Source organism: Streptomyces sp. NPDC056486, from assembly GCF_042795295.1.
Lineage (GTDB): Bacteria > Actinomycetota > Actinomycetes > Streptomycetales > Streptomycetaceae > Streptomyces.
In genome coordinates, this window is sequence record NZ_JBHTSF010000105.1 from 22,342 (window position 1) to 31,519 (window position 9,178).

9 protein-coding genes and 1 pseudogene are annotated in these 9,178 nt (G+C 70.0%); 4 read left to right on the forward strand and 6 right to left on the reverse strand.

Features of this window, described 5'->3' with window-relative positions; genetic code table 11:
- Positions 1-2: 2 nt before the first annotated feature.
- The 4 genes from ACFQ7F_RS31720 to ACFQ7F_RS31735 all read right to left on the reverse strand — a co-directional run bounded on the left by ACFQ7F_RS31720 (position 3) and on the right by ACFQ7F_RS31735 (position 3,717).
- Positions 3-320 (reverse strand): bifunctional 3-phenylpropionate/cinnamic acid dioxygenase ferredoxin subunit, encoded by a 318-nt coding sequence (locus ACFQ7F_RS31720; RefSeq protein WP_383277792.1) that lies wholly within the window; start codon positions 318-320, stop codon positions 3-5.
- A complete protein-coding gene (gene sufD / locus ACFQ7F_RS31725; protein ID WP_383277795.1) occupies positions 317-1,498 on the reverse strand; it encodes a Fe-S cluster assembly protein SufD in 1,182 nt (393 codons plus the stop codon). The genes ACFQ7F_RS31720 and sufD overlap by 4 nt, the downstream gene beginning before the upstream one ends.
- A 63-nt stretch (positions 1,499-1,561) precedes the next feature.
- Positions 1,562-2,983 carry a Fe-S cluster assembly protein SufB gene (gene sufB / locus ACFQ7F_RS31730; RefSeq protein WP_383277798.1) on the reverse strand — a complete coding sequence of 474 codons (1,422 nt, stop codon included), beginning with the start codon at positions 2,981-2,983 and terminating at the stop codon, positions 1,562-1,564.
- On the reverse strand, positions 2,980-3,717 hold the full coding sequence (locus ACFQ7F_RS31735) for a helix-turn-helix transcriptional regulator (protein WP_383277801.1): 738 nt from the start codon (positions 3,715-3,717) through the stop codon (positions 2,980-2,982). The genes sufB and ACFQ7F_RS31735 overlap by 4 nt, the downstream gene beginning before the upstream one ends.
- Before the next feature lie 161 nt (positions 3,718-3,878).
- On the opposite strand from ACFQ7F_RS31735, the pseudogene ACFQ7F_RS31740 reads away from it, so the two are divergent.
- The 4 genes and pseudogenes from ACFQ7F_RS31740 to ACFQ7F_RS31755 all read left to right on the forward strand — a co-directional run bounded on the left by ACFQ7F_RS31740 (position 3,879) and on the right by ACFQ7F_RS31755 (position 7,524).
- A pseudogene (locus ACFQ7F_RS31740) lies at positions 3,879-4,728 on the forward strand (aminoglycoside N(3)-acetyltransferase).
- Positions 4,729-4,738: 10 nt separating this feature from the next.
- A complete protein-coding gene (locus tag ACFQ7F_RS31745; RefSeq protein ID WP_383277804.1) occupies positions 4,739-5,665 on the forward strand; it encodes an ABC transporter ATP-binding protein in 927 nt (308 codons plus the stop codon).
- Positions 5,662-6,432 (forward strand): ABC transporter permease, encoded by a 771-nt coding sequence (locus tag ACFQ7F_RS31750; protein ID WP_383277806.1) that lies wholly within the window; start codon positions 5,662-5,664, stop codon positions 6,430-6,432. Before ACFQ7F_RS31745 ends, ACFQ7F_RS31750 begins: the two co-directional genes overlap by 4 nt.
- A gap of 84 nt (positions 6,433-6,516) precedes the next feature.
- Complete coding sequence (locus ACFQ7F_RS31755; protein ID WP_383277809.1) at positions 6,517-7,524, forward strand: heme A synthase; 1,008 nt, start codon at positions 6,517-6,519, stop codon at positions 7,522-7,524.
- Positions 7,525-7,552: 28 nt separating this feature from the next.
- Here ACFQ7F_RS31755 and ACFQ7F_RS31760 read toward each other — a convergent pair whose 3' ends face one another.
- Together ACFQ7F_RS31760 and ACFQ7F_RS31765 are read right to left on the reverse strand one after the other, a co-directional pair.
- Positions 7,553-8,641, reverse strand: a complete 1,089-nt coding sequence (locus ACFQ7F_RS31760; protein WP_383277812.1) for an amidohydrolase family protein — start codon at positions 8,639-8,641, stop codon at positions 7,553-7,555.
- Positions 8,642-8,759: 118 nt separating this feature from the next.
- Entirely contained in the window at positions 8,760-9,107 is a 348-nt protein-coding gene (locus ACFQ7F_RS31765) for a hypothetical protein (RefSeq protein WP_383277815.1), read from the reverse strand.
- Positions 9,108-9,178: the final 71 nt, after the last annotated feature.

Here is a 9,178-nt window from a genome sequence, read left to right on the forward strand (position 1 = left end):
CCTCAGGACTCCTGGGTGAGGGAGACGAGCACATCGTCCCCTTCGATCTTTACGGGGTATACGGGGACGGGGCGCGTCGCGGGGAGGCCGGACGGCTTGCCGGTGCGGAGGTCGAAGGCGGAGCCGTGCAGCCAGCATTCGATCTGACAGTCCTCCACCTCTCCCTCGGAGAGGGAGACGTTCGCGTGCGAGCAGATGTCGTTGATCGCGAACACCTCGCCCTCGGTGTTGACGACCGAGACCGGCGTGCCGTCGAGTTCCACCCTCTTCGGGGTGTCCTCCGTCAGCTCGCTCAGGCCACAGGCGCGTACATAGGTCATGCGGCCGACGCCTCCAGCTCCTCTTCGATCTTGGCGAGGAGGCGCTCTTCGATGTCGGGCAGGCCGATCTGCTGGATCAGCTCGGCGAAGAACCCGCGGACGACGAGGCGGCGCGCCTCGTCCTGCGGGATGCCGCGCGACTGCAGGTAGAAGAGCTGCTCGTCGTCGAAGCGGCCGGTCGCCGACGCGTGGCCCGCTCCGACGATCTCGCCGGTCTCGATCTCGAGGTTCGGCACGGAGTCGACACGGGCACCGTCGGTCAGAACCAGGTTGCGGTTCATCTCGTACGTGTCGGTGCCCTCGGCTGCGGCCTCGATGAGGACGTCGCCGATCCACACCGCGTGGGCGTCGTCGCCCTGGAGCGCGCCCTTGTAGACGACGTTCGACTTGCAGTGCGGCTGGTTGTGGTCGACCAGGAGGCGGTGCTCCTGGTGCTGGCCCGCGTCGGTGACGTACAGACCGAAGAACTCGGCCTCGCCGCCCGTGCCCGCGTACGCGACGCGGGGGTGCAGGCGGACGAGGTCGCCGCCGAAGGTCACGACGACCGACTTGAGGGAGGCGTCCCGACCGACAAGGGCGTTGTGCTGGGCGACGTGGACGGCCGTGTCGTCCCAGTCCTGGACGGAGACGACGGTGAGCTTGGCGCCGTCGCCCAGGAGGTAGTCGACGTTGGCCGCGAGCACGGCGTCACCGGTGTGGTCGATGACGACGAGGGCCTCGGCGAACGCGCCCACCTCGATGACCTGGTGCGCGAAGGCGATGCCGCCCTCGCCGTGCACGGCGATCCGGATCGGGTCTGTCAGGACCGTCTCCTTGGGGACGGTCACGACCGAGGCCTTCTCGAAGGACGAGTACGCCTGCGCGGCGACGCGGTCGACGGGCTTGCCCGCCTTGCCCACGCGCGGGTCGTCACGGCCGACGGTCTCCTGGGTCACGCCCGCCGGGGCGCTCACCTCGACGCGGACGCCGCCGGTGGCGACCGCCGTGCCGTCGTGCAGCCCGCGCAGACGCTCCAGCGGCGTGAACCGCCACTCCTCCTCACGGCCGTGGGGGACGGGGAAGTCCGCCACGTCGAAGGACGGGGGAGCGCTCATGCGGGTCGCGACGGTGGACTCGGCGGCCACCGCGATCGATCCGGCGGTGGTGGAGCCCACCGGGATGTTCTGAGCCTCAGCCATGGCTGTCGTCGTGCTCTCTCTCTGGGTAAAGAAGTCGGTCGCTGCTGCGGGGTGAGGCCGGCCCTAACCGACCGAGCCCTCCATCTGCAGCTCGATCAGCCGGTTCAGCTCCAGGGCGTACTCCATGGGCAGTTCCTTGGCGATCGGCTCGACGAAGCCGCGCACGATCATCGCCATGGCCTCGAACTCCGTCATACCGCGGCTCATCAAGTAGAAGAGCTGGTCGTCGGAGACCTTGGAGACGGTCGCCTCGTGGCCCATGGACACGTCGTCCTCGCGGACGTCCACGTAGGGGTACGTGTCCGAGCGGGAGATCGTGTCGACGAGCAGTGCGTCGCAGAGCACGTTCGACTTCGATCCGGCCGCGCCCTCGCCGATCTCGACGAGACCACGGTAGGAGGTGCGGCCACCGCCACGCGCCACGGACTTCGAGACGATGTTGGAGGACGTGTTGGGCGCCATGTGGACCATCTTGGAACCGGCGTCCTGGTGCTGGCCCTCGCCCGCGAAGGCGATGGAGAGCGTCTCGCCCTTGGCGTGCTCGCCCATGAGGTAGACGGCGGGGTACTTCATCGTCACCTTGGAGCCGATGTTGCCGTCGATCCACTCCATGGTCGCGCCCTCGTACGCCACGGCGCGCTTGGTGACCAGGTTGTAGACGTTGTTCGACCAGTTCTGGATCGTCGTGTAGCGGCAGCGGCCGCCCTTCTTCACGACGATCTCGACGACCGCGGAGTGCAGGGAGTCCGACTTGTAGATCGGCGCCGTGCAGCCCTCGACGTAGTGAACGTAGGCGTCCTCGTCGACGATGATCAGCGTGCGCTCGAACTGGCCCATGTTCTCCGTGTTGATACGGAAGTAGGCCTGGAGCGGGATCTCGACGTGCACGCCCTTCGGCACGTAGATGAACGAGCCGCCGGACCACACCGCGGAGTTCAGCGACGCGAACTTGTTGTCGCCGACCGGGATGACGGTGCCGAAGTACTCCTTGAAGAGCTCAGGGTGCTCCTTGAGCGCCGTGTCGGTGTCCATGAAGATGACACCCTGCGCCTCGAGCTCTTCGTTGATCTGGTGGTAGACGACCTCGGACTCGTACTGGGCCGCGACACCGGCGACGAGGCGCTGCTTCTCCGCCTCGGGGATGCCGAGCTTGTCGTACGTGCTCTTGATGTCCTCGGGCAGGTCCTCCCAGGACTGTGCCTGCTTCTCCGTGGAGCGCACGAAGTACTTGATGTTGTCGAAGTCGATGCCCGACAGGTCCGAGCCCCAGTTGGGCATGGGCTTCTTGTCGAAGAGCCGCAGGCCCTTGAGGCGCAGCTTGGTCATCCACTCGGGCTCGGACTTCTTCTGCGAGATGTCCTTGACGACGTCCTCGTTGATGCCGCGCTTGGCGGAGGCCCCGGCCACGTCGGAGTCGGCCCAGCCGTATTCGTACGTGCCCAGACCATCGAGTTCGGGGTGGGCAGTCTCCGTGGGGAGCGTCATGCGGGGTTCCTCCCGGCCGTGCTTGCGGATACGTGTTCAGTGGTCTGCGAAGACTGGGTGTTGCGGGGGATGAACGTCGTGCAGACGCCGTCGCCGTGGGCGATGGTGGCGAGCCGCTGGACGTGCGTCCCGAGCAGGGCGGAGAAGATCTCCGTCTCCGCTTCGCAAAGTTGTGGGTACTGCTCGGCGACGTGGGCGACCGGGCAGTGGTGCTGGCACAGCTGCTCGCCTACTGGCGCCGTGCGGGCCGTAGCAGCGTACCCGTCGGCGGTCAACGCCTTCGCGAGAGCCTCCGCGCGCTGCTCCGGGGGCGCCGCGTCGACCGCCTTGCGGTAGGCCACCGCCTGGGCTGCCATCCGCTCGCGGGCGAATTCGACGACCGCTCCCTCGCCGTGCCGCTCGCTGATCCAGCGCAGGGCGTCGGCGGCGAGCTTGTCGTACGACTGGTCGAAGGCGTCCCGGCCGCAGTCGGTGAGCGCGAACACCTTGGCGGGGCGCCCGCGCGTGCGAGCGCCGTAGATCCGCTGCTCACGGGGCTCGACGACGTTCTCATGGGCGAGTGTGTCGAGGTGGCGGCGGACGGCGGCCTGGGTGAGGCCGAGGCGCTTCGCGAGGTCGGCGACGGTGGACGGGCCGTGGTCCAGGATGGACCGCGCGACCCGGTTGCGCGTTGAGTGGTCCGAGCGCATCCCAGCCGCGAGTTCCTCCTGCGGAGCCTCGCCAACGTTTTTCACAACGCCATTGTTGCGTAATTCCTCAGAGCCTGACAACCCGCGTCCGGATCACGACCCGGTGCGCTGCATCACTTAGGCATACCTAAGCTGACCTGCGGGAATGATCACTGATCGATCAAATCGGTGGCGCGCACGGGTCGGGGCGAGGAGACTCCCTGACCATGTCGACACCCCCTCCGACCGGGCCTTTGTGTACGCGCGCGTCCCTCGCGGCCGACCTCCGCGAGCTCGGTGTGAGCCCCGGCGAGACCCTCCTCGTGCACTCCTCGCTGAGCGCCCTCGGATGGGTCAGCGGCGGCCCCTGTCGCCGCCGTCCAGGCACTTCTCGACGTACTGGGCCAAAAGGGCACCCTGGTGGTCCCCACGCAGTCCAGCGACAACTCCGACCCGGCCGAGTGGGGAAACCCGCCCGTACCCGAGTCCTGGTGGGCCGAGATCCGCGCGTCCATCCCCGCCTACGACCCGCGCACCGCCCCCACCCGCGCCATGGGCGTGATTCCCGAGGCCGTACGGACCTGGCCCGGCGCCCTGCGCAGCGCCCACCCGCAGACCTCCTTCGCCGCGATCGGCCCCCGCGCGGCGGCGCTCCTGGAGGGACACGCCCTCGACTGCCGCCTCGGCGAGCGCAGCCCGCTGGCCCGCCTGGAGGAATCGGGCGCCCGGGTGCTGCTCCTGGGCGCGGGATTCGACTCCTGCACCTCCTTCCACCTCGCCGAGTACCGGATCCCCTCTCCCGAGGCCGAGAACTCCTTCGCGGTCATGACTCCGCAGGGGCGCCGCTGGACCACGGTGCGTGAGATCTCGATCTCCGAGGAGCGCTTCGACGAACTCGGCTCGGACTTCGAGCGGGACCGCCCCGTGGTGCGGGGCACGGTGGGCGCGGCGACGGCCAGGATCTTCCCGGTGGCCGACGCGGTCGCCTACGCGCAGAGATGGCTGGAGACCCACCGCTCACGGGCCGAGTGGCCGGTCCCGCAGCCCCCTGCCAGCACCCCCTCCCGCGCTCTCTAGACTTCCCGCCATGGGAAATGAGTCCGTCGTCCAGGTCACAGGACTGGTCAAGCGGTACGGCAAGAAGACCGCGGTGGACGGCCTCGACCTCCGGGTCCGCGCGGGCACCGTCACCGCGGTCCTCGGCCCGAACGGCGCCGGGAAGACCACCACGATCGAGACCTGCGAGGGCTACCGCAGGCCTGACGCGGGCACCGTCCGCGTCCTTGGCCTCGACCCCGTCCGCGATGCGGGCGCGCTGCGCCCCCGCATCGGCGTGATGCTCCAGTCCGGCGGCGTCTACTCCGGCGCCCGCGCCGACGAGATGCTGCGCCACATGGCGAAGCTGCACGCGCACCCCCTTGACGTGGGCGCGCTGATCGAGCGCCTGGGCCTGGAGAGCTGCGGCCGCACCACCTACCGGCGCCTGTCCGGCGGCCAGCAGCAGCGCCTCGCGCTCGCCATGGCCGTGGTCGGACGGCCCGAACTCGTCTTCCTGGACGAGCCCACCGCGGGCCTCGACCCGCAGGCACGCCGGGCCACCTGGGATCTCGTACGCGATCTGCGCACCGACGGCGTCAGCGTCATCCTGACCACGCACCACATGGACGAGGCCGAGCAGCTCTCCGACGAGGTCGCGATCATCGACGCGGGCAAGGTCATCGCCGAGGGCACCCCGGACGAACTGTGCCGCGGCGGCGCCGAGAACACCCTGCGCTTCTCAGGGCGTCCCGGGCTCGACGTCGGCTCCCTCCTCAAGGCCCTCCCGCCGGACTCCGCCGCGGCCGAACTCACCCCGGGCGCCTACCGTGTGAGCGGCACGATCGACCCGCAACTGCTCGCCACGGTCACCTCCTGGTGCGCCCAGCACGGCGTGATGCCCGAGAAGATCGCCGTCGAACGCCACACCCTGGAAGACGTCTTCCTCGAGCTCACAGGCAAGGAGCTGCGCGGATGAGCGCCGCCGGTACGTACACACCGAAGCCGGGCGCCGCCCCGCTCCCCCGGATGATCGCCACGCAGGCGGCGCTCGAGACGAAGATGCTCCTTCGCAACGGCGAACAGCTGCTGCTCACGGTCGTCATCCCCACGCTCCTGCTCGTCCTTTTCAGCGCGGTCGACATCGTCGATACGGGCGACGGCAAGGCGGTCGACTTCCTCGCTCCCGGCATCCTCGCCCTCGCCGTGATGTCGACGGCGTTCACCGGCCAGGCGATCGCCACGGGCTTCGAGCGGCGCTACGGCGTGCTCAAGCGCCTCGGCGCCTCACCTCTCCCCCGCTGGGCCCTGATGGCGGCGAAGACCCTGTCGGTCCTGGTCACCGAGGTCCTCCAGATCGTCCTGCTCACGGTGATCGCGTTCGCGCTCGGCTGGTCACCGCACGGCAACCCCTTCGCCGTACTCCTCCTCCTGATCCTCGGCACGGCGGCCTTCTCGGGCCTCGGCCTGCTGATGGCGGGGACCTTGAAGGCGGAGGCGACGCTCGCCGCCGCGAACCTCGTCTTCCTCCTGCTGCTCGTGGGCGGCGGGGCCATCGTGCCGCTCGACAAGTTCCCGGACGCGGCCCAGTCGGTGCTCGGCCTGCTCCCCATCTCGGCGCTCTCCGGCGGCCTGCGGGACGTGCTCCAGGACGGCGCGGGGATGCCGTGGCGGGACCTCGGGATCCTGGCGGTCTGGGCGGTGTTGGGGCTCGGGGCAGCCGGGAAGTTCTTTCGCTGGGAGTGACGTGGGGGTGAATGGGCGTAACTCGCGTCACAGAAGCACCGGATACGTCCCCCTCGTGAAGCCGTGCACAAGCGGCCCCCTACGATGGTCCCCGTGCCAAACGTGACCCGAGCCGACGCCGTCTCCGCCGTGCGCAATCCGCTCGCCTTCATCGCCGAACGCTGGACCCCGCAGCAGCGGACCGTCCAGCGCGCGGCCCTCATCTCGCTCGCGATGACGGTGTGCATCGTGGTCACCGGCGGCGCCGTCCGTCTCACCGGATCGGGCCTCGGCTGCCCGACCTGGCCCAAGTGCACCGACGAATCCCTCACCGCCACCCACGAGATGGGCTTCCACGGGTACATCGAGTTCGGCAACCGCATGCTGACGTACGTGCTGTGCGCGGCCGTCGGCTGGGCGATCATCACGGCACGCTCGCAGAAGCCGATGCGGCGCAGCGTGACCCGACTCGGCTGGACCCAGTTCTGGCTGGTCATGGGCAACGCCGTACTCGGCGGCATCGTGGTCCTCGTCGGCCTGAACCCGTACACGGTCGCGGCGCACTTCCTGCTCTCCACCGCTTTGATCGCGGTCGCCGTCACGATGTGGCAGCGCACCCGCGAGGGCGACGGCGAGGTGCGCCCGCTGGTCGGCAAGGCCGTGGCGCAGCTGGTGTGGTTCCTGGTGGCGGCCACCGTGCTCCTCATCGCCGTCGGCACGGTGGTGACGGGCTCCGGGCCGCACGCCGGTGACTCCAGCGAGGTGCCGCGCATGGGCTTCGACTGGGAGACCGTCAGCAAGCTGCACGCCGTGCTCGCCTGGATCGTGGTGACGCTGACGTTCGCCCTGTGGTTCGTCCTCAAGGCGGTCGACGCCCCCAAGGGCCCGCTGCACCGCACCCGCGACCTGTTCCTGATCCTGCTCGCCCAGGGCGCGATCGGTTACGTCCAGTACTTCACGGACCTGCCCGAGGTCCTGGTCGGCCTGCACATGTTCGGCTCGTGCGTGGTCTGGATCGGCGTGATGCGCGTCCTGCTCTCGCTGCGCGAACGCCCGTACGGGACGGCGGATGTCCCGTCCCAGAGCGGTGACTCCCAACTGTCGGCCGTCTGAGGCTTTCGGCCCCCCGTTCAGCCCTCCTTCAGCCCTCCACGAGCCCGTACACGCGGCGGGCGTTGCCCGCCGCGATGAGGCCCGCCACGCGCTGCGCGTCCGGCAGCGACCACGCCCCCTCCGTGACCCACCCGCCGAACACGCGCCCGAGCGCCTCCCCGAAGAGCCGCGCACCCACCACGTGCAGTTCGGGAAGCCCGTGCGCGCCGCTGGAGAACAGCAGTTTGCCGAAGGGCGCGAGCTCCAGGATCTCCGCGAGCACGGCAGCCGCACGGGCGCCGGTGCGCACCAGGGCGGGGCCCAGATCGGCGTACACGTGCGGGAAGATGCCCGCGAGGTCCGCGGCATTGCGGTGGTAGGGATAGCCGTGCAGCAGGATCAGGTCGGTGCCGAGCCCCGCGGTCGCCCGCGCGAAGCCGCCGAAGTACCCCTGCGGGTCCCCGGCCCCCGCGTGCAGTTGCAGCGGCCGCCCCGACGCGACGGCGATCCACAGCAGATGTCTGAGCAGTACGGGGTCCTGGAGCGCACCGCCCACCTGCCGCCTGGCGAGCCAGCGGCCCGCCGCTCCCCGCACCTCGCCGGGCCCCGGCGGTTCGGGGGCCAGGGCGAGACTGCGCCGGACGCCCGCGACGGAGGTGAAGGCGACGGCGTGCGCGGCGGCCGCGTGCACGGACTCGGCGAGGTTGGCGAGGAACGAGTCGACCGTGCCTGAGGTGTCGGCCACCTGTTCGGCAAGTAGCTCCAGGCGGACGATCTCGTGGGCTTCGGCGCAGCCGGTGGACGCCATCTCGCCGGGCCCCGTCAGATCGCCGGGCAGCCCCGTGTCGACGAGATACGTCGTGATGCCGCTTCCCCGCAGCAGCCGGCGCCCCACCTCGAGCACGCCCAGTTCGCGGCGGCGGGCGAGATAGCGGGCGGGCGGGCAGTGCGGTTCGAGGCCGAGCAGCGGGGGGCACCAGCGGCGTACGGCGAAGCCCGTCTGGGTGTCGAAGAAGGTGGTGCCGGGCGCGGGTGGCCCCTCGCCCCGGCCGAGGTGGGCCTCGAAGGTGCCGAGGCCCAGCTCCGTACGCAGCACACCGTGGCAGTACTGGTCCACCAGGGACGGCGTTTCGATCATCCGGGCTCCCGTCAGGCGGACCGTGCTCCTACGGTCTAACGGGGGACCCGGGCGTCAGGTGTTGCCTTCGGACGCTCTCGGAAACAGTGCCGAAAAGAGTGCCGGGAGCAGCGGGCCCTCAGCCGTTGCCCGGACCGCCGAGCTGAATGCCCGCCATGCGCGACCACTCGTACGGGCCGGTCTTCACCTTGGCCGCGAAGTCGCCGTCGAAGTCCTCGTGGACCGTGATCCCGGCCTTCTCGACGGCGCTCTGCGCGATCGCGTAGGTGGGCGCCACCAGGTCGCCCCAGCCGCCGTCCTCGCCGACCAGGACGATGCGGGTGCCCTCGTGCCCGATGTACGCGACCTGCCCCTCGGCACCACCGTGCGCCTTCGCGAAAGCGCCGATCTGCTTGGCGAGCTTGGCGGCTCGGCGCTCGGCCTTGGCGGCTTGCTTGCTGTCCTCAACCTGCTGCGTCTCTGCCATGAGCAGGATGCTACCGATGGGTAGATCAACTGGCGACGGGCGGGGGGCCGGGGGGGGGAAAACACCCACCC

Coding starts and splice junctions, on each gene's coding strand:
- ACFQ7F_RS31720 (WP_383277792.1), bottom strand. CDS start 320: ATGACCTATGTACGCGCCTGTGGCCTGAGCGAGCTGACGGAGGACACC.
- sufD (WP_383277795.1), bottom strand. CDS start 1,498: ATGGCTGAGGCTCAGAACATCCCGGTGGGCTCCACCACCGCCGGATCG.
- sufB (WP_383277798.1), bottom strand. CDS start 2,983: ATGACGCTCCCCACGGAGACTGCCCACCCCGAACTCGATGGTCTGGGC.
- ACFQ7F_RS31745 (WP_383277804.1), top strand. CDS start 4,739: ATGGGAAATGAGTCCGTCGTCCAGGTCACAGGACTGGTCAAGCGGTAC.
- ACFQ7F_RS31750 (WP_383277806.1), top strand. CDS start 5,662: ATGAGCGCCGCCGGTACGTACACACCGAAGCCGGGCGCCGCCCCGCTC.
- ACFQ7F_RS31755 (WP_383277809.1), top strand. CDS start 6,517: ATGGTCCCCGTGCCAAACGTGACCCGAGCCGACGCCGTCTCCGCCGTG.
- ACFQ7F_RS31760 (WP_383277812.1), bottom strand. CDS start 8,641: ATGATCGAAACGCCGTCCCTGGTGGACCAGTACTGCCACGGTGTGCTG.
- ACFQ7F_RS31765 (WP_383277815.1), bottom strand. CDS start 9,107: ATGGCAGAGACGCAGCAGGTTGAGGACAGCAAGCAAGCCGCCAAGGCC.